The sequence below is a fragment of the Streptomyces sirii genome, from assembly GCF_045690365.1.
Taxonomy (GTDB): Bacteria; Actinomycetota; Actinomycetes; order Streptomycetales; family Streptomycetaceae; genus Streptomyces; species Streptomyces sirii.
In genome coordinates, this window is the sequence record NZ_CP147982.1 from 1,609,592 (window position 1) to 1,633,081 (window position 23,490).

The following is a 23,490-nucleotide window of genomic DNA, read 5'->3' on the forward strand; positions in this document are numbered from 1 at the left end:
TAGACCCAGGTGAGTTGCCCGCAACACCCTGCCACGGAAACGCTGGGGACCACGGGCCGCACAGGCGGCCGGGAACGTTGCGCATGCGACCACCCGCCCGGCCAGGGAGACTTCGGGTACCCGTGGACGGGCCGGTGGAGACATGCGTCGGGAGGGGGATGCCGGTCTCGTATCCCCCACCGCGAAGCCCCGGCAAACAAGCGCTCCCCAGCCCCTCCAGTACCGAAACCCTCACCTGCACAGCGGGTGCCCGCACCCCGCCGGCATACGGGAATCCGCATATGACGGCGGCGCGGGGCGCACTGCGCAGGGCGCCGGCGCGGCCCTCAGCAGCGCCTGGCGGGACCTCCGACGTTCTGCCGCTTCCCCGTGGGCAGTTGAGCCGGTGAACGGTGACTGGGACATGCCCCGCCTTCAGACCCGGAACCAAACAGAACCGAACGTGAACATGGGGACCTCATCCCGAACAGCTGGGCCAGTCAAGGGCCTTGGCAGGCGGAGAAGCAACCGCAACCGCCCCTCTTCCAACAGACTCCAACAAGCCCTACCGTAAACACTCGCCAGTGACAGGTACACGCTTCCATCACATCTCTCGTGAAGACGGAGGACGCGACCCATGCGCGTTCATATCCGCACCACCCACCGGCGAGGACAGCGAAGAATCGTCGGAGCACTGTCCGCCGCGCTGCTCTGCGCGGCAGGGGTGACCGCCCTGCCCGCCGCGGCCCGTACGCCCGCAGACCCGGGCCCCGCCGACGCCACCCGCGCCGCCCGCCCGACCCCCGCACCCCGGCTTCCCGACGGGCTGGCCAAGACGCCCCCGATGGGCTTCAACAACTGGAACTCCACGCACTGCCGGGCGGAGTTCAACGAGGACATGGTCAAGGGCATCGCCGACCTCTTCCTCGCCAAGGGCCTCAAGGACGCCGGCTATCGGTACGTCAACCTCGACGACTGCTGGGCGCTGCCCGAGCGCGACGGGGACGGCAAGCTCGTACCGGATCCGCAGCGCTTTCCGCACGGCATCAAGGCGGTTGCCGACTACGTCCACGCCAAGGGCCTGAAGTTCGGCATCTACACCAGCGCCGGCACCAAGACCTGCAACGAGGCCGGGTTCCCCGGCGGCCTGGGGCACGAGACGTCCGACGCACGGCAGTTCGCCGACTGGGGCGTGGACTACCTCAAGTACGACAACTGCAATAACCAGGGTGTGGACGCCAAGCAGCGGTACCGCACCATGCGGGACGCGCTGAAGGCCACCGGCCGACCCATCGTCTACAGCATCTGCGAATGGGGCGAGAACAAGCCCTGGGAGTGGGCGTCGGACGTAGGACATCTGTGGCGCACCACCGGCGACATCAGCGACTCCTGGTCGAGCATGCTGGACATCGCCAAGCGGAATCTGCCGCTGGCGCCGTCCGCCGGGCCCGGGCACTGGAACGACCCGGACATGCTGGAGGTCGGCAACGGCGGGATGACGGACACCGAGTACCGCAGTCACTTCTCCCTGTGGTCGATGATGTCCGCGCCGCTGCTGATCGGCTCCGATCTGCGCAAGGCGGCCCCGGAGACCTTCGAGATCCTGGCGAACAAGGACATCATCGCGCTCGACCAGGACGCCCTGGGCAAGCAGGCCACCGTGCTGAAGTCCGACTCCGGCCGCTGGACACTGGTCAAGGAACTGGCGGGCGGCGAGCGCGCGGTGGCGCTGTTCAACGAGACCGACCAGCCGCAGCGGATCACCACCACCGCCCAGGACGCCGGCCTCCCCCAGGCCGCCGGCTACCGCCTGCGCGACCTGTGGCAGCACCGCGACACCCACACCACGGGCACCGTCTCCGCGACCGTGCCGGCCCACGGCACCACCGTCTACCGCATCGCGGCCGACGCGCGCTGGGCCGACCACCCGCCGGCCGTCGAGACCGGCACCGACCGCACCCCGCTGGTCGAGGCCGGCGCCGCGACCGGACTGCGCTCCACCGTCCGCAACCTCGGCGGCTCCCCCGCCAAGCAGCTCGCCGTGACGCTCAAGGCCCCGCGCGGATGGCAGGCCGAGCCCACCTCGCCCGCGACGGCCCGCGCGCTGCCCGGCGGCAGGACGCTCACCACCAGCTGGCGGATCACCGCGCCGGCCGGCGCCGCGCCGGGCGCCTACCCGCTGCCGCTCACCGCCGACTACCGCTCACCGGGCGGCAAGCGGGTCACCACCACCCTGCCCGGCACCGCCCATGTCGTGGTGCCGCCGCCGTCCGGGACCGCGTACGCCGCCGAACTCCCCTGGCTGAGCGCCGCCAACGGCTGGGGCCCGGTCGAGCGGAACACCAGCGTCGGGGAGCGCGACGCCGGGGACGGCCGGCCGATCCGCATCGGCGGCACCGGCTTCGCCAAGGGCCTCGGCGTCCACGCGGCCTCCGAGGTCGGCTTCTACACCGGCGGGCGGTGCGCCACCTTCAGCGCCCAGGTCGGGATCGACGACGAGTCCGGCGACCGTGGTTCGGCCGGCTTCGAGGTGTGGGCCGACGGCCGGCGGGTCGCCGCCGGCGGCACCGTCACCGGCGCGGACGCCGCGCACACGATCAGCGCCCGGGTCGCCGGAGCCGAGACCGTCCGGCTCGTCGTGACCGACGGTGGGGACGGGATCGACTACGACCACGCCGACTGGGGCGACGCCAAGTTCAGCTGCTGAGGGGCGAGTCGGGCGGCCGGTCGCCGGGCGGGCGCCACCGGCCCGCCCGGCACCCGGTGGTCAGCAGGTGGGCAGCCCGGGGATCGGCTGGTCGTTCGCGCCGCCCTTGAGGTAGACGACGCTCACATAGACCCCGGAATTGCCACTGTCGTCATCGGTCTTGGCCCACCAGACGTTCGTCCACTCCCCGTACGTCTCGCGGCGGCCCAGCTTCGCCTGGCAGTAGAAGTAGTTGGTGCCCATGTTCAGGGTGCCGACCTGCTGGAAGGAGGCGGTGTAGGAGTTCGCGCTCCGCCAGACGTCGCAGTTGGTCTTGCCGCCGCCGATCGAGACGCACGACGTCGACGGCGTCGGGTCGCCGCCGCTGCCGCCGGTCGTGGTGGTACCGCCACCGGATCCCCCGGAAGCGCCGCCGTCCGAACCGCCCGAAGCGCCGCCGTCGGTCCCGCCCTGGCCGCCGTCCGCACCGCCGGTGTGCTCCCCCGAACTCCCGCCCGCACCACCGGGCTTGGGCCTGTGGGAAGCGCCGCCGTCCGCGGGGCCGTCCGAGGCGGACGGCGACGCGCTCCGCCCGCCGTCCTTCCCCTTCCCCGCGCCCTTGTCCTTGCCCTTGGCGTCGTCCTTGCCCGTGGCCGGGCTCGGCGTGTCCGGACCGCCGGGCGTCCCGGCCGGCTGCGCCGACGACCGTCCGCCCTCCGCGACCATCTCGCCCTTCTCCCCGCCCACCAGCGCGTACGTCACACCGCCACCGGCCGCGAGGACGGCCAGCACCGCCGCCACGGCCAGCGCCACACGGCGGCGGCCCCGGGCGGGCAGCCGCTCGGTGTCCCGCTCGGACGGGCTCCCCGGGTAGGGGTGGGCACCCGTACTGCCGACCGCCGGACCGGCCACCACACCGGGCGGGTCGGCGGCGGGGCCGGGGGTGGTGTACGAGAAGCCCGGCGTCTGGGGGCCGGGCCCGGCGGGTGGCCCCTGCGGGGCGGGCTGCTGCTGCGCGGGCCGTGTCACCGGCGCGGGCACGGGCTGCGTCGCCGGGGCGGCCTGCGGGCCAAGCTCCTGCGGCGCGGGCGGCGGGGCCACCGCCCGCAGATCCGTCGCGGTGGGCAGATGCGGCGCACCGGGCACCGGTCCGACCGCGGGCTCGCGGCCCTCGGCCACCTCCTGCAGCAGGCTCCGGGCCTGGGCGGCGGACGGGCGGTCGGCCGGATTCTTGGCCATCAGGGCATGGAGTACGGGGGTGAGCGGGCCGGCCCGTCGGGGCTCGGGCAGCGCCTCGGTGACGATCGCGGTGAGCGTCGACCACACCGACGTCCGGCGGAAGGGCGCGCCGCCGCCCTCGACGGCCGCGTACAGCGTCATGCCCAGCGACCAGATGTCCGAGGCCGGGGTGGGGTCCTGGCCCTGCGCCCGCTCGGGCGGCAGGTAGTCGAGCGAGCCGACCAGTTCGCCGCTGCGGGTGATGTTGGTGGTCGCGCCGTCGCCCGGGGCCTCGATGCTGGCGATGCCGAAGTCGGTGAGCACCACCCGCCCGCTGCTGTCCAACAGCACGTTCCCGGGCTTCACATCGCGGTGCAGCACGCCCGCCTGATGGGCGGCGTCCAGCGCGTCCATCACCTGGGCGCCGATCCGGGCGATCTCCCGGGGGTCGAAGGTGCCGCGCTGCTCCAGGGCGTCGTCCAGCGAAGGCCCGTCCACCAGCTCCATGACGATGACCGGCCGGCCGTCCTCGTCGATGACGTCGTGGACGGTGATCACGCCGGAGTGCCGGATACGGGCCGCGGCCCGCGCCTCGCGCTGCATACGGGTGCGCAGATCGGCCAGCTCGGGCGCGGAGGCGTCCGTGTAGGCGCGCAGGACCTTGACCGCGACCTCACGGCCCAGCACCTCGTCGACCGCGCGGCAGACCACGCCCATGCCGCCGCGCCCGATCCGTCCGGTCACGCGGTAGCGGCCGCCGAGCACCCGCCCGGTCAGATCGGCGTCCTGGCCGCGCCCCGGCCCGCTCGCCGCCGCGGCGACGGGCGCGCCGTCGCCTGCCCCGCCCGCCTCATCGGATCCGCTCGCGCCGTCCGCCGCACGCGCGTCGTCCACCTCGCGCTGCTCGCGCTCCCCCGGTGTCACCGTCGCCGATCCCCTCGATACCCGTGTCGTTGCCCGTACGCCGTGCACATCGCCCGTACGGCGTCGTACCTCGCGGTCGGCAACAGACTAAGGGGCGCACGGGGGCCTGTGGTGTCGTCAGGGGGTGGGGACGAACGCATCGAGACGGGACTGTTGCGCGGCGGCCGCGGCGGCCCCCACCAGCCCGGCGTCCGTCCCCATTTGGGCGGGTACGACCGTCAGTCCCTGCACGAACGACAGCGTCGCGTAGTCGCGCAGGGCCGAGCGCAGGGGGGCGAACAGGACATCTCCCGCGCCGGCCACGCCCCCACCGATCACCGCGATATCGATCTCGACCAGGGTGGCGGTGGCGGCTATCCCGGCCGCCAGCGCCCGGGCGGCCCGCTCGAAGGAGCGCACCGCGATCCGGTCGCCGGCGCGCGCGGAGGCGGCGACGGCGGCGGCGCTGGTGTCCCCGTCGGGGCCCGGCCGCCAGCCGTCGGCCAGCGCCCGGCGGGCGATGTGCGGGCCGCTGGCGATCCGCTCGACACAGCCGCGGGCCCCGCACGGGCAGGGGTCGCCGTCGAGGTCGACGCTGATGTGACCGATGTGCCCGGCGTTACCCGTTGGTCCCGGGTGCAACCGGCCGTTGAGGACGAGCCCGCCGCCGACTCCGGTGGAGACCACCATGCACAGCGCATTGGCGTGCCCGCGCGCGGCGCCCAGCCAGTGCTCGGCCGCGGTCATCGCGACGCCGTCGCCGACCAGCACGACGGGGCGCTCCCCGACGAGCGCCCGCACCCCGGCGACGAGCGGAAAGCCGCGCCAGCCGGGGATGTTGACCGGGCTGACCGTACCGGCGTGGGCGTCGACCGGTCCCGCGCTGCCGATGCCGACCGCCGCCACCCGCGCCCAGTCCGGCGCAGCGGCCAGCTCCCGGACCACCTCGGCCACCGCGCGCATCACCGTCGCCCCGTCGCCGCCGGCGGGCGTGGGTCGGTTGGCCCGTACGAGCAGTCTGCCGTGTGCGTCCACCAGAGCGCCGGCGATCTTGGTGCCGCCAATGTCCAACGCTGCGCTGAGGTCCGTCTGCATCGGTGTGGAATCTCCTGGTGGGCCCGGTGGCCGGGCGTAGCGGCCCGGCGTGCGAACGATAGTCTCCCCTCGATTGACAACGTTGTCTAGAGGCTATGCTCGACGCCACACCAGGCCGCCGACAGAATCAGGACCGCACACCGTGACCGACACCGCGCGGGGCACGTCCCGCCGCTATGGCACCCGGCCCACGATGAAGGATGTCGCGGCGCGCGCCGGGGTCGGCCTCAAGACGGTATCCCGCGTGGTCAACGGCGAACCGGGCGTCACCCCGGACACCGAACGCCGGGTCCAGGAAGCCATCACCGCCCTCGGCTTCCGCCGCAACGACTCCGCCCGGATCCTGCGCAAGGGCCGTACGGCCAGCATCGGTCTCGTACTGGAGGATCTCGCCGACCCCTTCTACGGCCCGCTCAGCCGCGCGGTCGAGGAGGTCGCCCGCGGCCACGGCGCCCTGCTGATCAACGGCTCCAGCGCCGAGGACCCGGCCCGGGAGCAGGAGTTGGTACTGGCGCTGTGCGCGCGGCGGGTGGACGGTCTCGTCGTCATCCCGGCCGGTGACGACCACCGCTATCTGGAGCCGGAGATCACGGCCGGCATAGCCACCGTGTTCGTGGACCGCCCGGCCGGCCGGATCGACGCCGACGCCGTGCTCTCCGACAACTTCGGCGGCGCCCGGGACGCGGTGGCCCATCTGATCGCGCACGGCCACCGACGGATCGGCTTCATCGGCGACCAGCCGCGGATCCACACCGCGAAGGAGCGGCTGCGCGGCTACCGCGCGGCAATGGCCGCCGCCGGCCTGCCCGTCGACGAGGCGTGGGTGTCGCTGGGCTCCACCGCCCCCGACCGCGTACGCGCCGCCGCGACCGCCATGCTGGACGCGGCGCAGCCGGTCACGGCGCTGTTCGCGGGCAACAACCGCGTCACGGTCACCGTCGTACGCGTCCTGGGCGAACGCCCGCGTCCGGTCGCGCTGGTCGGCTTCGACGACTTCGAGCTGGCCGATCTCGTCCGGCCCGCGATCACGGTCGTCGCCCAGGATCCGGCCCTGATGGGCCGCACGGCGGCCGGCCTGCTCTTCCGCCGCCTTGAGGGCATCACGGACCCGCCGCGGCGCGAGGAAATACCGACCCGGCTGATCGCTCGGGGGTCGGGGGAGCTTGCCCCTGACGGGTAGTCGACTTTCCGCTGCGCTTGGCTGGCTTCCCACGTTTTCGGCTGTCCCGCCGTGGGGGTTGTTGTCGGTTCGCCTGCGGCGGGCTGTTGCCGCTGCGCGGGGCTGTTCGGCTGCCGGTGACGGGCCGGAGGGGTTGGGTGTCCGGACTGCTGCGCTTTACGTCCGGACACCCAACCCCTCCGGCCCGCCCCCTCCCGTTGAGGGTGGGAGAAAACCGGTGGGGGTGCACGTCAGCCTTCGTGTGCGCGCAGTCGAGGGAGTGGGCCCGCCCCCACCGGCCTGCCTTCCACCCACCCACGCGAGGGGACAGACCGTAGGACGGAGTCCGTAGGGCTGTCACCGCACCCGACAAACAAACGCCCGCCGCCAGGCGCAACGGCGAGAAACCACCACGGCGGGAAAGCCGAAAACGTGGGAAGCCAGCCCAAGCGCAGCTACCCCCGCCCCGCCAGCCCATCGAGGTCGGCTCGCGTCAGCCCCGTCAGGCGGGCGACCTCGGAGACGTCGACCGCGCCGCAGTCCAGGCCGCGCAGGAGGTAGCCACTGAGGGCCTTGGCGGTGGCGGGCTCGTCCATGACGTCGCCGCCGGCCTTGGCCACGTAGGCCGCGAGGCGGGCCGCGGCCTGTTCGAGGCCCTCGCGGTAGAAGGCGTAGACCGCCGCGTAGCGGGTCGGCAGATGGGCCGGGTGCATGTCCCAGCCCTGGTAGTAGGCGCGGGCCAGCGAGCGGCGGACCAGGCCGTGGTGCAGCCGCCAGGCGTCGTGGACCTGGGCGGTGGGGCCGACGGGCAGGACGTTCGTCGAGCCGTCGGACAGCCGCACCCCCGTGCCCGCGGCGGCCACCTGCATGACGGCCTTGGCGTGGTCGGCCACCGGGTGGTCCAGGGACTGGTGGGCGGCGCTGACGCCGCAGGAGGCGCTGTAGTCGAAGGTGCCGTAGTGCAGCGAGGTGGCGCGCCCCTCGGCGGCCTCGATCATGCGGGCGACGGTGGCGCGGCCGTCGGCGCCCAGGATGGACTGGGTGGTCTCGATCTGGATCTCGAAGCCGATCCGGCCGCTCTCCAGGCCGCGCGCCTTCTCGAAGGCCTCCAGCAGCCGGACCATGGCGGTGACCTGCTCGGCGTAGGTCACCTTGGGGAGCGTGAGGAGCAGGCCGTCCGGCAGGCCGCCGGCCTCCATCAGGCCGGTGAGGAAGATGTCGAGGGTGCGGATGCCGCGGTCGCGGACGGCGGCCTCCATGCACTTCATCCGGATGCCCATGTAGGGGGCGGCGGTGCCGTCGCGGTAGGCGGCGGCGACCAGCTCGGCGGCGCGGGCCGCGGCCTCGTCCTCCTCGGCGTCGGGGCGGGGGCCGTAGCCGTCCTCGAAGTCGATCCGCAGGTCCTCGATGGGCTCACGGGTCAGCTTGGCGCGGACACGGTCGTGGACGTCGGCGGCGAGCTCCGCGGGGATGCCCAGGACGGCGGCGAGCGCCTCGGCGTCGGGGGCGTGCTCGTCGAGGGCGGCCAGCGCCTGGTCGCCCCAAGAACGCAGGGTGCCGGCGGTGAAGGCGTCGCCGGGTACGTAGACCGTGTGGACCGGCTGGCGGGTGCCGGGATCACCGGGGTAGCGCCGGGCCAGATCCGCGTCCACCTCGGCGAGAGCGGCTCCGATTCCCTCGCGTACGGTGTCGGCGAGGCTCGTCGCCACGGTCTCCTGCTGCCCCATTCGAATACCCTCCCGGTGCTTACGCCCGGCGCTACCGCGCGAGCGTTTTCCGCTTAATGGAATCAACAATCCGTAGAGCGAAGTTAACTGGGTCGGTTGACGAGGTCAACACCCTCCCCTCCGAGGCGGCGCAGGTCACGGGCCCGCGAGCGGCTCCCGGAAATCCGTGGCGCGCCCCGGCGGACCCGGCCACACTCACCGTCATGACATGGATCGCACCCTCCGTCCAGCGCAGAGAACTCCCGACCGTGGCCGGCGAGCGGGAGATGCTGCAGGGCTGGCTCGACTTCCACCGCGACACCCTGCTCGCCAAGTGCGCCGGGCTCACCGGCGAGCAGCTCGCCCGGCACAGCAACCCGCCGTCCAGCCTCACGCTGCTCGGCCTGGTGCGCCACATGGCGGACGTCGAACGCGCGTGGTTCCGCATACGCTTCGCCGGCGAGCGGATCGGCAACCACTACTTCACCGACGAGAACCCCGACGCCGACTTCGACGACCTGGACCCGGCCGCCGCCGAGGCGAGCTTCGCCGCCCTCCGCGCCGAGATCGAGGCCTGCGACAAGGCGGTGGCCGACCGCGGGCTGGACGAGACCTTCACGGCGCGCCGCGGTCGCACGCTGAGCCTGCGCTGGATCTACGTCCACATGATCGAGGAGTACGCGCGCCACAACGGTCACGCGGACCTGCTGCGCGAGCGGATCGACGGCGTGACCGGCGACTGAGCCACACCCGCCCGGACCACGGCAGCACGAGGCCCCGTACGCACCGCGCGTACGGGGCCTCGTGCGGTTGGCCGAAGCGGGCCCGAAGACCCGGCGGGATCAGCCCTTGCGGGAATTGACCTCTTCGGTGAGCGCCGGGACGACGTCGAACAGGTCGCCGACCACGCCGTAGTCGACCAGCTCGAAGATCGGCGCCTCGGCGTCCTTGTTGATGGCGACGATGGTCTTCGAGGTCTGCATACCGGCACGGTGCTGGATCGCGCCGGAGATGCCCGCCGCGATGTACAGCTGCGGCGAGACCGACTTACCGGTCTGGCCGACCTGGTTGGTGTGCGGGTACCAGCCGGCGTCCACCGCGGCGCGCGAGGCGCCGACGGCCGCGCCGAGCGAGTCGGCGAGCGCCTCGATGACCGGGAAGTTCTCGGCGCCGTTGACGCCGCGGCCACCGGAGACCACGATCGCGGCCTCGGTCAGCTCCGGGCGGCCGGTCGACTCGCGCGGGGTGCGCGAGACGACCTTGGTGCCCTTGGAGGAGTCGGCGACGGTCACCGCGAGCTGCTCGACCGTGCCGGCGGCCGGGGCGGCCTCCGGGGCGGCGGAGTTGGGCTTGACGGTGATGACCGGGGTGCCCTTGCTGACGCGGGACTTGGTGGTGTACGAGGCCGCGAAGACGGACTGCGTGGCCACCGGGCCCTCGTCGCCGGCCTCCAGGTCGACCGCGTCGGTGATGATGCCGGAGCCGATGCGGACCGCGAGGCGGGCGCCGATCTCCTTGCCCTCCGCGGAGGACGGCAGCAGCACGGCGGCCGGGGAGACCGCGTCGTAGGCGGCCTGCAGCGCGTCGACCTTGGGGGCGACGAGGTACTCGGCGAACTCGGGGGCGTCGGCGGCCAGCACCTTGACGGCGCCGTGCTCGCCGAGGACCTTGGCGGCCGCCTCGGCGTTCGGGCCGAGGTGAACGGCTACCGGCTCGCCGATGCGGCGGGCGAGGGTGAGCAGTTCGAGGGTGGGCTTGCGGACGGCACCGTCGACGTGGTCGACGTAGACAAGGACTTCAGCCATGGGATTGTTCTCCTGCGGGAAGAATGAAGGCGGTTGAGGTGCGGTCGGGCTCAGATGAACTTCTGGCCCGCGAGGAACTCGGCGAGCTGCTTGCCGCCCTCGCCCTCGTCCTTGACGATCGTGCCCGCCGTGCGCGCCGGGCGCTCGGTCGCGTCCTCGACCTTGGTCCAGGCGCCCTCCAGGCCGACCTCGTCCGCGTCGATGCCCAGGTCGTCCAGGTCCAGGCTCTCCACCGGCTTCTTCTTGGCGGCCATGATGCCCTTGAAGGAGGGGTAGCGCGCCTCACCCGACTGGTCGGTGACCGACACGACGGCCGGCAGCGCGGCCTCCAGCTGCTCGCTGGCGGAGTCACCGTCCCGGCGGCCGGCGACCTTTCCGTCGGCCACGGAGACCTCGGAGAGCTGGGTGACCTGAGGGACGTTCAGCCGCTCGGCCAGCAGCGCCGGCAGCACACCCATCGTGCCGTCGGTGGAGGCCATACCGCAGACGACCAGGTCGTAGCCGGTCTTCTCGATGGCCTTGGCGAGCACGAGCGAGGTGCCGAGCGCGTCGGTGCCGTGCAGGTCGTCGTCCTCGACGTGGACGGCCTTGTCGGCGCCCATCGACAGGGCCTTGCGCAGCGCGTCGTTGGCGTCCTCGGGACCGACGGTCAGGACCGTGATCTCCGCGTCGCCGTCGGCAGCTTCCTTGATCTGCAGGGCCTGCTCGACGGCGTACTCGTCGAGCTCCGAGAGCAGACCGTCCACGTCGTCACGGTCGACGGTCAGGTCCTCGGCGAAGTGCCGGTCGCCGGTGGCGTCGGGCACGTACTTCACACAGACAACGATCCTCAAGCTCACGCCGGCTCTCCTACCTGCTTCGTCTCTTCAGAACTGCCTTGTGCTGGCAGCATAGGCGCCTGTTGGGGCGGCTCCCGGTTGGTTGCGGATCCCCGCGCCGACCGTCATGTTACCCACCAGTACATCCAGTCTCGTGCCCCGAATCAAGGCCGTCGAAATGTGACCTTGCCAACGGCCCTGATCGGGGGACGGCGAAGCGGAACGGGAACCCGTCAGTCCCGCAGCGCGTTGAAGCGACCTTGGTGGTACAGCAGCGGACGGCCGGGGCCCGCGGGGTCGCCGACGACGGGCCGGGCGAGCACGATCCGGTGGTCGCCGGCCGGGACACGCGCCACGACCTCGCACACCAGCCAGGCCAGTACGCCGTCGAGCAGGGGCACGCCTTCGGGGCCGGTGCGCCAGGAGGTGGCGGGGCCGAAGCGGTCGGCGCCGCTGCGCGCAAAGGTGGCGGCCAGCTCCCGCTGGTGCTCGCCGAGTATGTGGACGCCTATGTGCGCGGCCTCGGAGACGGCCGGCCAGCTGGAGGCGCCGGTGCCGATGCCGAACGACAGCAGCGGCGGGTCGGCGGCGACGGAGGTGAGGGAGGTGGCGGTGAAGCCGACGGGGCCGGCGCCCTGCGCGGTGATCACCGCGACACCGGCGGCGTGCTGCCGGAAGACGGAGCGCAGGAGTTCGGGGGAGGCGGCGCGGGGCGTGCCGAGATCGGGCGAGGCCGTCATGGAGTTGTCCTTCTGCTGGGGTGTACGGGCCCGGGCGAAGCCGTCGGCAACCGCGCGGCCGCCGACGACCGTGATGTCGTCGTCGCTCACACGCCCGGACAGCGGGCGCTGGCAGTCCGCAGAAGGTCGACATGGGCGCGTCCGTAGAGAAGGGTTCCTGGCCGCATCACGTCAGAGTGACGACGGGTGACCCAGAGCGTCAAGGGCCGCCCACCATCTGGGAGATCAATCACGGACCGCCTCTCCCAGCGCCGCGATCACATCGGCCCTGCGGGGCTGCCCCGAGGCGCGGCGCACGATCGCGCCGTCCGCGTCGAGCACCAGCACCGTGGGGGTCCGCAGCACGTTCAGCTCCCGTACGAGGTCGAGATGGGCCTCGGCGTCGATCTCCACATGGGCCACCCCCTCGACCATGTCGGCGACCTCGGCGAGTGTGCGGCGGGTGGCGCGGCAGGGCTGGCAGAAGGCACTGGAGAACTGCAGCAGGGTGGCCCGCTCCCCCAGCTCCCGGCCGATCACCGCGGCGCCCAGTCGCGGCGCCCCGTCCCGTTCATCCCGCTTTCGCACCGTCAGCCTCCCATTGCGGCGCCGGTGCCACACGCCGAAGGCGCTCGCTGCCGCGAGCACCGCGATGCACACCATGAGTCCAGTCATCTTCGGTTGCAGCGTTCACCGGACTGCAAGAATTCCCGGCGCCGCGAGCGGCCCGGTCTGCGGGATGGTGGGGGCATGAGTGTCGAGAGGATTGACGTACGCGGTCCGAGGTTCGGGGCTGCGCTGACGACGGTGGTGCTGGCGGCCGTACTCATCAGCGGGAGTGGCTGGCTGCTGGCCTTCCAGGCGCTGGTCTTCGCCGTCGGGGCGGCGGCCGGTGTCCAGCGCTCCCCCTATGCCTGGCTGTTCAGGGTGGCGGTGCGTCCGCGGCTGTCCGCGCCGACCGGCTTCGAGGACCCAGCCCCGCCGCGCTTCGCCCAGAGCGTCGGGCTGTTCTTCGCGGTGGTGGGGTTGGTCGGCTACGTCGCGGGCCCGCAGTGGCTGGGGCTCGCGGCCACCGGATGTGCGCTGGCGGCGGCCTTCCTCAATGCCGCTTTCGGGTACTGCCTGGGGTGCGAGATGTACCTTGTGCTGCGGCGAACGGTGGGCTGAGGGCTGTCCCCACGTGACGAGAATCTCCCGTCCGCGGCGCCCCGCACGCTGGCCGCCGCGGCCTCGATCGGGCACGATCTCCCGAAAGCCGCAGTTACGCCTGCGTAGGTTTCCGCCGGGAGAACCCTCCCCAGGCACGGAAAAGGGAAAAAGGGGTCCTCCGGACAATGGCAGAGCTCGTCTATCCGCCGGTGATCGGCGCCGCACGCACGCTCTTCAAGGCGCTCGATCTCAAATTCGACATCGCCGGGACGGAGAACATTCCGCGCCGCGGCGGGGCGGTGCTGGTGAGCAATCACATCGGGTACCTCGACTTCGTCTTCGCCGGCCTGACGGCCCGGCCGGCCAAGCGGCTGGTGCGCTTCATGGCGAAGGAGTCGGTGTTCCGGCACAAGGTGTCGGGGCCGCTGATGCGCGCGATGAAGCACATCCCGGTGGACCGCGCGCAGGGCATGCACGCCTACAAGCACGCGCTGTCCGCACTGGGTTCGGGCGAGATCATCGGGGTCTTCCCCGAGGCGACGATCTCCGAGTCCTTCACCCTGAAGACCTTCAAGTCGGGTGCGGCACGGCTGGCCCAGGAGGCCGGTGTGCCGCTGCTCCCGGTGGCGCTGTGGGGCACCCAGCGCCTGTGGACCAAGGGCCACAAGCGCAATCTGGGTCGCAACCACTTCCCGATAACCATCCGGGTCGGCGAGCCGCTGGAGGCCGATCCCGCCGAGCAGGCGGAGAAGATCACCGACCGGGTGCGGTCCCGGGTGCAGGACCTGCTGGAAGCGGCCCAGCGCGCCTACCCCGTGCGCCCCAAGGGCCCCGAGGACACCTGGTGGATCCCGGCGCACCTGGGCGGCACCGCACCGGCGCCCGGCGCGTAGGCGCCACAGGGCACCCCACTACGACGTCAGCCGCCGAAGGAGTTCTCCTTCGGCGGCTGATCGGCGTCCGGCCCCGGTCACCCGGACCAGACGTCACCGATCTCGATCCGGGCGTCCGGGCAGGCCTTCTGCAGCGCCTCGGCCAGCTCGGCGCCCGCGGACGACAGCTCGTCGAGCGTCATCGGGGCCATCCGCTCCAGCAGGAACAGGGCGCTGACGGAGTCCTCGGTGAGGCGGGTGCGGACGCCCTGGCGCCAGTTCCAGCGGCGGCAGGTGACGCCCTCGTCGTCGCACCAGACGACCTCGCCGGAGTCGGGGTACTCGACGATCTCGGCGCCGCCGGCGGCCGTCGCGAACGGCTCGTCGCCGGTGGCCCGGACCAGCCGCATCCCGCCCTGGATACGGTCCAGGTCCTCGCCGCCCACCGGAACGAGGTGGGCGACGCTGATGGCGTTGTAGAGGTCGACGAGCCGGTTGATGCGGGGCAGCCCGTCCGCGAGCGCACGCTTGGCCAGCGCCTCGGCGGAGTTCCGGGTGCGCGACGGCTTGCTGCCGAAGGCGCCGTACGCGGCGCGCCAGGCGGCGATGTGCGGGTCGTCCTGCGGGGCACGGCCGTCGAGCCGTCCGGCCAGTCGGCGGGTGGCCTCGTCCAGGAGCCCGGAGCTCAGCTCGTCGCTGGGCCCGTTGGTCAGACCGTGCGCTTCGACGGCGAGGTGGCCGAAGCCGGGCGCCAGGGCGCGGACCTCGGCGGAGACGTGCAGGGAGCAGGTCAGGCTGGACATGGGCCGTTCCTCGGAGATCGGTGGGGGTAGCTGCAAACCGGGACCGGTCGACGGCCGGCCACCGGACGCATTGGAGCACGACCGGGCACGGTTCAGCAAACTGCACTACGAAGTCCAGCGCAGTGAACTTTCCACTGCGCTGGACTCGCTTGCCACCTTCGCGGTCGACCCGCCGTCGCCTCGCGACGGCCATGACCACCGGACAGGCCCCGCCGACAGGCCCTACCGAGCGATCTCCTCCCGCAGCGCCTCGACGAAGCCGTCGACGTCCTCCACCTTGGTGTCGAAGGCGCACATCCAGCGCACATCGCCGGCCTGCTCGTCCCAGAAGTAGAAGCGGTAGCGCTTCTGCAGCCGCTCGCTGACGTCGTGCGGCAGCCGGGCGAAGACCGCGTTGGACTGGACCGGATAGAGGATCTCCACCCCGTCGATCGCCCGCACTCCGGCCGCCAGCCGCTGCGCCATGGTGTTGGCGTGCCGGGCGTTGCGCAGCCACAGATCCTTGGCGAGCAGCGCCTCCAGCTGGACCGAGACGAAGCGCATCTTGGACGCGAGCTGCATGGACATCTTGCGCAGATGCTTCATCGCGCGCACCCGGTCGGGGTTGAGCACGACCACGGCCTCACCGAAGACCGCCCCGTTCTTCGTGCCGCCGTAGGAGAGGATGTCGACGCCCACCGCGTTGGTGAAGGCCCGCATCGGGACGTCGAGGGTCGCCGCGGCGTTGGCTATCCGCGATCCGTCCAGATGCACCACCATGCCGCGCTCATGGGCGTGTTCGCAGATCGCCCGGACCTCGTCGGGCGTGTAGACCGTGCCCAGCTCCGTGCTCTGGGTGATCGAGACGACCTGCGGCATCGCGCGGTGCTCGTCCTCCCAGCCCCAGGCCTGGCGGTCGATCAGCTCGGGGGTGAGCTTGCCGTCCTCGGTGGGCACGGTCAGCAGCTTGAGCCCGCCGACCCGCTCCGGCGCACCGCACTCGTCGACGTTGATGTGTGCGGTCTCGGCGGCGACCACCGCGCCCCAGCGGTCGGTCACGGCCTGGAGGGCGACGACGTTGGCGCCGGTGCCGTTGAACACCGGGAACGCCTCGGCACGCTGCCCGAAGTGGCTGCGGAAGACCCGCTGGAGGTGCGCGGTGTAGTCGTCCTCGCCGTAGGCGACCTGATGGCCGCCGTTGGCGAGGGCGAGCGCGGCCAGGACCTCGGGGTGGGCGCCCGCGTAGTTGTCGCTGGCGAAGCCGCGTACCTCGGGGTCGTGGTGCTGCCGGGCGTCGGTCTTCGCTCCGGTCACGGCTCGGGGGTCAGCCACAGACGCTTTCCATTCACTTCCTGGGCGGGCCGGCTCCAGACGCCGGCGATGGCCTCGGCCAGCTCCTTGACATCCGTGAAGCCCGCGAACTTCGCATTCGGTCGCTCGGCGCGCATCTGGTCGTTGACGAGCGCCTTCACGACCAGGATGGCGGCCGCGGCGCGCAGCCCCTCCTCGCCCCCCGACTTGCGGAAACCGTCCGCCATGGCCAGCGTCCAGGCCTCGGCGGCGGCCTTGGAGGCCGCGTAGGCGGCGTTGCCGCCGGTGGGCTTCGAGGCGCCGGCCGCGCTGATCAGCAGGAAACGGCCGTTGCCGCTCCGCTCCAGGGGCTCCTGGAAGGCGAGGGAGGTGTGCTGGACGGTGCGGATCAGCAGCCTGTGCAGGAGGTCCCAGTCCGCCAGGTCGGTCTCCGCGAACGTCGACGAGCCACGCCAGCCGCCGACGAGGTGTACCAGGCCGTCGATGCGGCCGAATTCCTTCTCCGTACGGGCCGCCCACTCGCGGGTCTGGTCCGGGTCGAGGAGGTCGACGGTGTCCCCTATGACCGTGGCGCCACCGTGCGCGTAGCGGGCCGCGTCCACGGCCTCCGCCAGCCGCTCGGGGTTGGAGTCCGAGCCGACCACCACGGCCCCCGCTTCGGCCAGCCGCAGCAGGGTGGCGCGGCCGGCCGGTCCGGCCGCTCCCGCCACCGCGATGACCGCACCCTCCAGCGGCCCCTGGCCGCCCGTCGAAGTAACCATCTCCGTCGCCTCCTCGTCCTGCTCCTGGACGGCCTGTGGCCGGGTGTTCCGGTCGTTGTTCATGCCGCCGCCAGCACGTCGCCGTGGGCCGTGATGCCCTTGGTAGAGGTGATCACAGCGCGCAGCTTCTTGGCGAGCGCCTCGTAGAACATGCTCAGCGGGAACTCGTCGGGCAGCACGTCGTCCACGAGTTTGCGCGGCGGCTGGTCCAGGTTCAGGGCGTCGGGGCCCTTGGCCCAGACCGAGCCCGGGTGCGGTGCGAGGTAGGTCGAGACGAGGTCGTACGCGGCGAACCAGTGGACCAGCTTCGGCCGGTCGATGCCGTCGCGGTAGAGCTTTTCGATCTCGCCGCACAGCTCGTTGGTGACCTTGGGCGCCCGCTCCCAGTCGATGTGCAGTGTGTTGTCCGTCCAGCGTACGACGTCGTGCTTGTGCAGGTACGCGAAGAGCAGCTGGCCGCCGAGGCCGTCGTAGTTGCGGACCCGGTCGCCGGTCACGGGGAACCGGAACATCCGGTCGAAGATCACCGCGTACTGCACGTCGCGGGCCTGGGAGTACCCCTCGGCCTCCAGCTTCACGGCCTCCTTGAAGGCGGTGAGGTCGCAGCGCAGCTCCTCCAGGCCGTACATCCAGAACGGCTGGCGCTGCTTGATCATGAACGGGTCGAACGGCAGGTCACCGTGGCTGTGGGTGCGGTCGTGCACCATGTCCCACAGCACGAACGCCTCCTGGCAGCGCTCCTGGTCGTCGAGCATCTCGCGGATGTCCTGCGGGAGTTCCAGGCCGAGCGTCTCGACGGCGGCCTGGCTGACCCGGCGGAAGCGGGCGGCCTCGCGGTCGCAGAAGATGCCGCCCCAGCTGAACCGCTCGGGGGCCTCGCGCACCGCGATGGTCTCGGGGAAGAGCACGGCGGAGTGGGTGTCGTAGCCGGCCGTGAAGTCCTCGAAGGTGATGCCGAGGAACAGGGGGTTGTCGTAGCGGGTGCGCTCCAGCTCCGAGAGCCACTCGGGCCAGACCATGCGCAGGACGACCGCCTCGAAGTTGCGGTTCGGGTTGCCGTTCTGGGTGTACATGGGGAACAGCACGAGGTGCTGCAGGCCGTCGGCGCGCTGCTGCGCGGGCTCGAAGGCCAGCAGCGAGTCCAGGAAGTCCGGCACGCCGAAGCCGTCGTCGGTCCAGCGGCGCAGGTCGGTGACGAGCGCCCGGTGGTAGGCGGCGTTGTGCGGCAGCAGCGCGCCCAGCTCCGTGACGGCCGCGGCGATCCGCTCGACCTCGCCGCGGACGGCCTCGGCGGTCGGCGCGCCCTCCGCCGTCAGATCGATCGAACCGTCCTTGGACTGCCAGGGCCGGACGGTCTCGACCGCGTCCTTCAGGACGGGCCACGCCGGGTGCTCCACGACACGCTCTGCGGTCGGAGTGCCTCCCCGGACACCCACAGGCGAAAGAATTTCCGTCATGACTGCCCTCCGGCGGTAGATCGTCTTGTCAGCACACGGTAACCAGGCGAGGTTCCCTCACTCAAGTGGGGCAGCTGAAAATTTTTCTGCTGACACCCGGCGCTCACGCATCTTTTTCCTGTGGGTCGTGGTATCGACGGGACTTCCTGCCAGTAGCGCCAAGGGATTCCGCGCTTCCTCCCGGCCTGCGCGCGCCGTGCGGGCACGGCCGGACGGTGCTATGGCATATGCCACACGGCCGCCGCCGGACCCGAGCGGGACGCGCCCACGTCGGGAGAAGGGCGGTCTGCCGGCCGGATATGGCGGGTACCCGTACTGGACACACCGTGGTCGCGTCCGCAACCGGTTCATCTGCACTTGTCCCCGTTAGGCTGAACGCCGTTTCGGAACGCAGTTGCCGACGGTCGACGGTCGACACTGACAAAGAGCCGACAGCAGTACCGAGCCGACAGAAGCGAGGCAGCCTTGTCCTTTCTCACCATCGGACACCGCGGGATCATGGGCGTGGAGCCGGAGAACACCCTGCGCTCCTTCGTACGCGCCGAGCACGAAGGCCTCGATGTCATCGAACTGGATCTGCATCTGAGCAAGGACGGCGCGCTCGTGGTGATGCACGACGCGGACGTGGACCGCACCACCGACGGCGCCGGGCCGATCGCCGAGCGCACCCTCGCCGAACTGCGCGAGCTGGACGCCGGGCAGGGCGAGCGGATCCCCGTCTTCGAGGAGGTCCTGGAGGCGGTCAAGGCGCCGCTGCAGGCCGAGATCAAGGACGTCGCGGCGGCGCAGGCGCTGGCCGAGGTGATGCGCTCGCGCGACCTGACCGGCCGGGTGGAGGTCATCTCCTTCCACGACGAGGCGCTGGCCGCGATCCGCACCCTGTTGCCCGGGGTGCGCACCGCGCTGGTCGGCAGCCGCTACGGCGCCGATGTCGTCGACCGCGCACAGGCCGTCGGCGCGTCGATGCTCTCCCTCAACATCCGCCGGCTCACCCTCGAACTCGTCGAGCGGGCGCACGCCGCGCATCTGAAGGTCCTGGGCTGGACGGTCAACACGCACGATCAGCTCCGGCTGGCGCGCGGTCTGGGCCTGGACGGCGTGGTGACCGACATGCCGGAGATCCGGCGGGCGGTGCGCTTCACCGCGTAAGCGGCCCGCCCACCGGGGAAATCCGCAGTTCACAGGCGCGCAACGGGCTTCCAGCATGCGGACGTTTTCCCCAATGATCTCGACAGACGGCGTCGCGCGCTGCCACTCTCCGGGCATGCGCCTCGTCAACCGCCCTCTTCGCCTTGCCGCTTGTGCCACCACCGTGCTGCTCGCCGCGGCCGTCGGCTGTGCCCCGCAGGACGAGTCCCCCGGTGGCCCGCGGGCCACCGGGCAGGGCAAACAGAGCTGTGACCGCGGCAAGCTGGCCACCGTGGCGGCCGGCCGGCTCACCGTCGGCACCGACAAGCCCGCGTACGCCCCCTGGTTCGTCGACGACGACCCCGCCGGCGGCAAGGGCTTCGAATCGGCGGTCGCCTACGCCGTCGCCAAGCGGCTGGGCTACGGCAAGGGCGCCGTGGACTGGCAGACCGTGCCGTTCAACAACGCCTTCGCGCCCGGTGCGAAGAAGTTCGACTTCGACATCAACCAGATCTCCATCAGCGCCGAGCGCAAGCGCGCCGTCGCCTTCTCCTCCGGCTACTACGACGTGCGCCAGGCGGTCGTCGCGCTCAAGGGCTCCAAGGCCGCGCGCGCCGAGAGCATCGCCGACCTCAAGGACGTCAAGCTCGGCGCGCAGGTCGGCACCACCAGCCTGGACGTCGTCAACGACACCATCCGCCCGACCCGCCCCGCCGCGGTCTTCCAGAAGAACGACCTCGCCAAGTCCGCCCTGAAGAACGGACAGGTGGACGCGATCGTCACCGATCTGCCGACGGCCTTCTACATCACCTCCGCGGAGGTGAAGGACGCCGAGGTGGTCGGCCAGTTCCCGGTCTCCGGTGCCGCGAAGGAGCAGTTCGGACTGGTCCTGGACAAGGAGAGCCGGATCACCGGATGTGTGACGGCGGCGGTCGACGCGCTGCGCGAGGACGGCACGCTCGCCGCGCTGGAGAAGAAGTGGCTGAGCGACGCCGTCGACGCACCGGTGCTCAAATGACCGGCGGGGAAGGGTTGTTGAAGAAGCGCGACGAGGCCGGGGAGCCGGCCGGCGACGGATACGTGCCCTCGGCGCGGCGGATCGAGCGGGAACGCGTCAAGCGGGCCAGGGCCCGGCGGGCCACCGCCATCGCCGCGCTGAGCACGCTGATCACCGCCGTCGCGCTCTTCCTCGTCATCACCAACTCCCCGGGCTGGCCGCGCACCCGCGAGACCTTCTTCAGCGCCGAGTACGCCCGCAAGGCGCTGCCGCAGGTGCTGGAGGGGCTGCTGCTGAATCTGCGGCTGCTGGTGGTGTGCGGGGCGGCGGTGCTGGTGCTCGGGCTGCTGCTGGCGGTGGCCCGGACGCTGCGCGGCCCGGTGTTCTTCCCGCTGCGCGCGCTGGCCACCGCCTACACCGACTTCTTCCGCGGACTGCCGCTGATCATCTGTCTGCTGATGGTGGTCTTCGGCGTCCCGGCGCTGCGGTTGCAGGGCGTGACCACCGATCCGGTGGTGCTCGGCGGCTCGGCGCTGGTGCTGACGTACTCGGCATATGTGGCCGAGGTGTTCCGGGCCGGCATCGAGTCGGTGCACCCCTCGCAGCGGGCGGCGGCCCGGTCGCTGGGGCTCTCCGGCGGCCAGGCGCTGCGGTTCGTCGTCCTGCCGCAAGCGGTGCGCCGGGTGGTGCCGCCGCTGCTGAACGATCTGGTGTCGCTGCAGAAGGACACCGGTCTGGTCTCCATCGCCGGCGCGGTGGACGCGGTGTACGCGGCGCAGATCATCGCCGGCAAGGACTTCAACTTCACGCCGTACGTGGTGGCCGGCCTGGTCTTCGTCGCGCTGACGATCCCCATGACGCGCTTCACGGACTGGATCACGGCACGGATGGACCGCAGGCGCGCCCAGGGAGGCCTGGTATGAGCACGACGGAGAACACGCCGGTGCCGGCCGCCGGGAAGGCCGCGGCCGACGTGGACCTCACCAAGGGCGCCCCGGACGGCGGACCGGTGCTGCGACTGGAGTCCGTGCGCAAGACCTACGGGCGGGGCACGGTCGTACTGCGGGACGTCGATCTGGAGGTCCCGCAGCACACCGTGACCGCGCTGATCGGCGCGTCCGGTTCGGGCAAGTCCACGCTGCTGCGCTGCGCGAACCTGCTGGAGGAGATCGACGACGGCGCGATCTTCCTGGACGGCGCGGAGATCACCGACCCGCGGGCCGACGCGGACGCGGTGCGCCGCCGGATCGGCGTGGTCTTCCAGGCCTACAACCTCTTCCCGCACATGACGGTGCTGGACAACATCACGCTGGCGCCGCGCCGGGTGCACGGCGTACCGCGCGCCGAGGCGGAGGCCCGCGCCCACGAGTTGCTGGAGCGGCTGGGGCTCGGCGGGCGGGCCGGTGAGTACCCGGACCGGCTCAGCGGCGGCCAGCAGCAGCGGGTCGCGATCGTGCGGGCCCTTGCCGGGCGGCCCCGGCTGCTGCTGCTCGACGAGATCACCGCGGCGCTCGATCCCGAGCTGGTCGGCGAGGTGCTCGGGGTGGTCCGCGATCTCAAGGAGGAGGGCATGACGATGGTCCTCGCCACCCATGAGATGGGCTTCGCGCGGGAGGTCGCCGACCAGGTGTGCTTCCTGGACGGCGGGGTGGTGCTGGAGCGCGGCGCCCCCGAGCAGGTCTTCGGCGATCCGGCCCACGACCGCACGCGGCGGTTCCTCCAGCGGATCGTCCAGGCCCGGCGGCTATGAGGCCTACCTGGAGCGCTCAGACCAGCGGCTTGACCAGCAGCTCGAACTCCAGGTCGGCGCGCCGCGGGACGCCGAACCGCTCATCGCCGTACGGGAACGGGCTGAGCTCGCCGGTGCGCTGGTAGCCGCGGCGCTCGTACCAGGCGATCAGGTCCTCGCGCTGCCGGATGACCGTCATCCGCATCTCGCCGGAGCCCCAGGTCTCCCGGGCGGTCCGCTCGGCCTCGGCGATGATGATCTTCCCGAGGCCGCCGCCCTGGAGCTTCGGGCGCACCGCGAACATCCCGAAGTACGCGTGGTCCCCGCGGTGTTCGAGCTGGCAGCAGGCGACCAGTTCGCCGTCCCGCTCGGCGATCAGCAGCCGGCCGGTCTCGTTGCGGACCACGGCGGCGACGCCTTCGGGATCGGTGCGCTGCCCCTCCAGCAGATCCGCCTCCGTCGTCCAGCCGACCCGGCTCGCGTCCCCTCGGTAGGCCGACTCGATCAGCTCGACGAGCCCGGGGATATCGGCTTCGAGGGCGGTACGAAAGGTCAGCTCGCTGGTGGGCATGGTGCGCGGAGTCCTCTCAGGCCCGGGAGATGCGGCCGGCGGCAGGGCGGAATCGACGAAAACGAGGCTAACAAGAGCCGTGCGCGTCATGTCAGGGCCGTCCGCCGGGTCGTTCGGCGGGCCCCGCCGGCCGGCGGCGTAGGGTCCTGGCATGGTGCACGTACTGAGCAGCAGGGTGTTGTTGCGGCCCTCCGACCCCGAGCGGTCCCGGGCGTTCTACGGCGAGGCGCTGGGGCTGGAGATCTACCGGGAGTTCGGCACCGGTCCCGAGCGCGGCACGGTGTACTTCCTCGGCGGCGGCTTCCTGGAGGTCTCCGGCCGCGCCGCCGGGCCCGGCACCCAGACCCTTCAGCTGTGGCTCCAGGTGGCGGACGCGGCGGCGGCGCACAAGGAGTTGCTGGCCCACGGGGTGGAGGTGCTGCGGCCGCCCGTACAGGAGCCCTGGGGGCTCATCGAGATGTGGATCGCCGACCCGGACGGCCACCGCATCGTGCTGACGGAGGTCCCGGCGGACCATCCGCTGCGCTACCGGCCCTGAGGACCGCCGCTTCTCCCCTTCGCGGTCCCGGTGCACGGCCCGCGCTCCCCTCCTGTGCGCCCGTGCGCTCCCGTGTGCCGGGCACCTGCCGGGCATCTAGCAGCCGA

Annotated in this window: 22 protein-coding genes; 10 read left to right on the forward strand and 12 right to left on the reverse strand. The window is 72.0% G+C overall.

Going from position 1 to position 23,490, the window contains the following annotated elements:
• Nucleotides 1-616: 616 nt before the first annotated feature.
• The gene (locus WAB15_RS07475; protein ID WP_407285742.1) at nucleotides 617-2,686 is read left to right on the forward strand and encodes an NPCBM/NEW2 domain-containing protein; all 2,070 of its coding nucleotides are present in this window, start codon (nucleotides 617-619) and stop codon (nucleotides 2,684-2,686) included.
• Between the two features lie 60 nt (nucleotides 2,687-2,746).
• Here the strand turns inward: WAB15_RS07475 and WAB15_RS07480 are convergent, their stop codons facing one another.
• Both WAB15_RS07480 and WAB15_RS07485 read right to left on the reverse strand, forming a co-directional pair.
• Nucleotides 2,747-4,648 carry a protein kinase domain-containing protein gene (locus WAB15_RS07480; RefSeq protein WP_407289186.1) on the reverse strand — a complete coding sequence of 634 codons (1,902 nt, stop codon included), beginning with the start codon at nucleotides 4,646-4,648 and terminating at the stop codon, nucleotides 2,747-2,749.
• A 276-nt stretch (nucleotides 4,649-4,924) separates the two neighbouring features.
• Nucleotides 4,925-5,881, reverse strand: a complete 957-nt coding sequence (locus tag WAB15_RS07485) for an ROK family protein (RefSeq protein WP_407285743.1) — start codon at nucleotides 5,879-5,881, stop codon at nucleotides 4,925-4,927.
• A gap of 142 nt (nucleotides 5,882-6,023) precedes the next feature.
• On the opposite strand from WAB15_RS07485, the gene WAB15_RS07490 reads away from it, so the two are divergent.
• Nucleotides 6,024-7,061, forward strand: coding sequence for a LacI family DNA-binding transcriptional regulator (locus tag WAB15_RS07490; RefSeq protein WP_407285744.1), 1,038 nt, complete (start codon nucleotides 6,024-6,026; stop codon nucleotides 7,059-7,061).
• A 434-nt stretch (nucleotides 7,062-7,495) separates the two neighbouring features.
• Here WAB15_RS07490 and WAB15_RS07495 read toward each other — a convergent pair whose 3' ends face one another.
• Nucleotides 7,496-8,767, reverse strand: a complete 1,272-nt coding sequence (locus tag WAB15_RS07495) for a DUF6986 family protein (RefSeq protein WP_407285745.1) — start codon at nucleotides 8,765-8,767, stop codon at nucleotides 7,496-7,498.
• A 203-nt stretch (nucleotides 8,768-8,970) separates the two neighbouring features.
• On the opposite strand from WAB15_RS07495, the gene WAB15_RS07500 reads away from it, so the two are divergent.
• Nucleotides 8,971-9,489 carry a DinB family protein gene (locus WAB15_RS07500; RefSeq protein WP_407285746.1) on the forward strand — a complete coding sequence of 173 codons (519 nt, stop codon included), beginning with the start codon at nucleotides 8,971-8,973 and terminating at the stop codon, nucleotides 9,487-9,489.
• A 99-nt stretch (nucleotides 9,490-9,588) separates the two neighbouring features.
• On the opposite strand, the gene WAB15_RS07505 is transcribed toward WAB15_RS07500, so the two are convergent.
• The 4 genes from WAB15_RS07505 to WAB15_RS07520 form a co-directional block, all read right to left on the reverse strand.
• Nucleotides 9,589-10,551, reverse strand: a complete 963-nt coding sequence (locus WAB15_RS07505) for an electron transfer flavoprotein subunit alpha/FixB family protein (protein WP_407285747.1) — start codon at nucleotides 10,549-10,551, stop codon at nucleotides 9,589-9,591.
• A gap of 50 nt (nucleotides 10,552-10,601) precedes the next feature.
• Nucleotides 10,602-11,390, reverse strand: coding sequence for an electron transfer flavoprotein subunit beta/FixA family protein (locus tag WAB15_RS07510; protein ID WP_407285748.1), 789 nt, complete (start codon nucleotides 11,388-11,390; stop codon nucleotides 10,602-10,604).
• A 212-nt stretch (nucleotides 11,391-11,602) separates the two neighbouring features.
• The gene (locus WAB15_RS07515) at nucleotides 11,603-12,109 is read right to left on the reverse strand and encodes a flavin reductase family protein (protein WP_399144509.1); all 507 of its coding nucleotides are present in this window, start codon (nucleotides 12,107-12,109) and stop codon (nucleotides 11,603-11,605) included.
• Between the two features lie 225 nt (nucleotides 12,110-12,334).
• Nucleotides 12,335-12,763 (reverse strand): TlpA family protein disulfide reductase, encoded by a 429-nt coding sequence (locus WAB15_RS07520; protein ID WP_407285749.1) that lies wholly within the window; start codon nucleotides 12,761-12,763, stop codon nucleotides 12,335-12,337.
• Between the two features lie 75 nt (nucleotides 12,764-12,838).
• Between WAB15_RS07520 and WAB15_RS07525 the strand changes: the two genes are divergently transcribed.
• Both WAB15_RS07525 and WAB15_RS07530 read left to right on the forward strand, forming a co-directional pair.
• Entirely contained in the window at nucleotides 12,839-13,255 is a 417-nt protein-coding gene (locus tag WAB15_RS07525) for a DUF4395 domain-containing protein (protein ID WP_407285750.1), read from the forward strand.
• A gap of 167 nt (nucleotides 13,256-13,422) precedes the next feature.
• Entirely contained in the window at nucleotides 13,423-14,130 is a 708-nt protein-coding gene (locus WAB15_RS07530; protein ID WP_399143963.1) for a lysophospholipid acyltransferase family protein, read from the forward strand.
• Between the two features lie 77 nt (nucleotides 14,131-14,207).
• Here WAB15_RS07530 and WAB15_RS07535 read toward each other — a convergent pair whose 3' ends face one another.
• The 4 genes from WAB15_RS07535 to WAB15_RS07550 form a co-directional block, all read right to left on the reverse strand.
• Nucleotides 14,208-14,903, reverse strand: a complete 696-nt coding sequence (locus tag WAB15_RS07535; protein ID WP_407289187.1) for a B3/4 domain-containing protein — start codon at nucleotides 14,901-14,903, stop codon at nucleotides 14,208-14,210.
• 231 nt (nucleotides 14,904-15,134) lie between these two features.
• A complete protein-coding gene (locus WAB15_RS07540) occupies nucleotides 15,135-16,223 on the reverse strand; it encodes a threonine aldolase family protein (protein ID WP_399143964.1) in 1,089 nt (362 codons plus the stop codon).
• On the reverse strand, nucleotides 16,202-17,026 hold the full coding sequence (locus WAB15_RS07545) for an SDR family NAD(P)-dependent oxidoreductase (RefSeq protein ID WP_407285751.1): 825 nt from the start codon (nucleotides 17,024-17,026) through the stop codon (nucleotides 16,202-16,204). The genes WAB15_RS07540 and WAB15_RS07545 overlap by 22 nt, the downstream gene beginning before the upstream one ends.
• Nucleotides 17,023-18,420 (reverse strand): DUF6421 family protein, encoded by a 1,398-nt coding sequence (locus WAB15_RS07550; RefSeq protein WP_399143966.1) that lies wholly within the window; start codon nucleotides 18,418-18,420, stop codon nucleotides 17,023-17,025. Before WAB15_RS07550 ends, WAB15_RS07545 begins: the two co-directional genes overlap by 4 nt.
• 465 nt (nucleotides 18,421-18,885) lie before the next feature.
• Between WAB15_RS07550 and WAB15_RS07555 the strand changes: the two genes are divergently transcribed.
• The 4 genes from WAB15_RS07555 to WAB15_RS07570 all read left to right on the forward strand — a co-directional run bounded on the left by WAB15_RS07555 (nucleotide 18,886) and on the right by WAB15_RS07570 (nucleotide 22,295).
• The gene (locus WAB15_RS07555; RefSeq protein WP_399143967.1) at nucleotides 18,886-19,569 is read left to right on the forward strand and encodes a glycerophosphodiester phosphodiesterase; all 684 of its coding nucleotides are present in this window, start codon (nucleotides 18,886-18,888) and stop codon (nucleotides 19,567-19,569) included.
• 115 nt (nucleotides 19,570-19,684) lie between these two features.
• Nucleotides 19,685-20,566 carry an ABC transporter substrate-binding protein gene (locus tag WAB15_RS07560; protein ID WP_407289188.1) on the forward strand — a complete coding sequence of 294 codons (882 nt, stop codon included), beginning with the start codon at nucleotides 19,685-19,687 and terminating at the stop codon, nucleotides 20,564-20,566.
• The gene (locus WAB15_RS07565) at nucleotides 20,563-21,468 is read left to right on the forward strand and encodes an amino acid ABC transporter permease (RefSeq protein ID WP_407285752.1); all 906 of its coding nucleotides are present in this window, start codon (nucleotides 20,563-20,565) and stop codon (nucleotides 21,466-21,468) included. The genes WAB15_RS07560 and WAB15_RS07565 overlap by 4 nt, the downstream gene beginning before the upstream one ends.
• Complete coding sequence (locus WAB15_RS07570) at nucleotides 21,465-22,295, forward strand: amino acid ABC transporter ATP-binding protein (RefSeq protein WP_407285753.1); 831 nt, start codon at nucleotides 21,465-21,467, stop codon at nucleotides 22,293-22,295. Before WAB15_RS07565 ends, WAB15_RS07570 begins: the two co-directional genes overlap by 4 nt.
• 16 nt (nucleotides 22,296-22,311) lie before the next feature.
• Here WAB15_RS07570 and WAB15_RS07575 read toward each other — a convergent pair whose 3' ends face one another.
• The gene (locus tag WAB15_RS07575; RefSeq protein ID WP_399143970.1) at nucleotides 22,312-22,845 is read right to left on the reverse strand and encodes a GNAT family N-acetyltransferase; all 534 of its coding nucleotides are present in this window, start codon (nucleotides 22,843-22,845) and stop codon (nucleotides 22,312-22,314) included.
• Nucleotides 22,846-22,996: 151 nt separating this feature from the next.
• Between WAB15_RS07575 and WAB15_RS07580 the strand changes: the two genes are divergently transcribed.
• Nucleotides 22,997-23,383 (forward strand): VOC family protein, encoded by a 387-nt coding sequence (locus WAB15_RS07580; RefSeq protein ID WP_407285754.1) that lies wholly within the window; start codon nucleotides 22,997-22,999, stop codon nucleotides 23,381-23,383.
• Nucleotides 23,384-23,490 lie beyond the last annotated feature (107 nt).

Excerpts from the sequence above, each read along its gene's own strand:
- WAB15_RS07525 (WP_407285750.1), top strand. The coding sequence starts at position 12,839 with ATGAGTGTCGAGAGGATTGACGTACGCGGTCCGAGGTTCGGGGCTGCG.
- WAB15_RS07545 (WP_407285751.1), bottom strand. The coding sequence starts at position 17,026 with ATGAACAACGACCGGAACACCCGGCCACAGGCCGTCCAGGAGCAGGAC.
- WAB15_RS07500 (WP_407285746.1), top strand. The coding sequence starts at position 8,971 with ATGACATGGATCGCACCCTCCGTCCAGCGCAGAGAACTCCCGACCGTG.
- WAB15_RS07485 (WP_407285743.1), bottom strand. The coding sequence starts at position 5,881 with ATGCAGACGGACCTCAGCGCAGCGTTGGACATTGGCGGCACCAAGATC.
- WAB15_RS07565 (WP_407285752.1), top strand. The coding sequence starts at position 20,563 with ATGACCGGCGGGGAAGGGTTGTTGAAGAAGCGCGACGAGGCCGGGGAG.
- WAB15_RS07530 (WP_399143963.1), top strand. The coding sequence starts at position 13,423 with ATGGCAGAGCTCGTCTATCCGCCGGTGATCGGCGCCGCACGCACGCTC.
- WAB15_RS07580 (WP_407285754.1), top strand. The coding sequence starts at position 22,997 with ATGGTGCACGTACTGAGCAGCAGGGTGTTGTTGCGGCCCTCCGACCCC.
- WAB15_RS07515 (WP_399144509.1), bottom strand. The coding sequence starts at position 12,109 with ATGACGGCCTCGCCCGATCTCGGCACGCCCCGCGCCGCCTCCCCCGAA.
- WAB15_RS07560 (WP_407289188.1), top strand. The coding sequence starts at position 19,685 with ATGCGCCTCGTCAACCGCCCTCTTCGCCTTGCCGCTTGTGCCACCACC.
- WAB15_RS07550 (WP_399143966.1), bottom strand. The coding sequence starts at position 18,420 with ATGACGGAAATTCTTTCGCCTGTGGGTGTCCGGGGAGGCACTCCGACC.
- WAB15_RS07570 (WP_407285753.1), top strand. The coding sequence starts at position 21,465 with ATGAGCACGACGGAGAACACGCCGGTGCCGGCCGCCGGGAAGGCCGCG.
- WAB15_RS07520 (WP_407285749.1), bottom strand. The coding sequence starts at position 12,763 with ATGACTGGACTCATGGTGTGCATCGCGGTGCTCGCGGCAGCGAGCGCC.
- WAB15_RS07505 (WP_407285747.1), bottom strand. The coding sequence starts at position 10,551 with ATGGCTGAAGTCCTTGTCTACGTCGACCACGTCGACGGTGCCGTCCGC.
- WAB15_RS07475 (WP_407285742.1), top strand. The coding sequence starts at position 617 with ATGCGCGTTCATATCCGCACCACCCACCGGCGAGGACAGCGAAGAATC.
- WAB15_RS07575 (WP_399143970.1), bottom strand. The coding sequence starts at position 22,845 with ATGCCCACCAGCGAGCTGACCTTTCGTACCGCCCTCGAAGCCGATATC.
- WAB15_RS07495 (WP_407285745.1), bottom strand. The coding sequence starts at position 8,767 with ATGGGGCAGCAGGAGACCGTGGCGACGAGCCTCGCCGACACCGTACGC.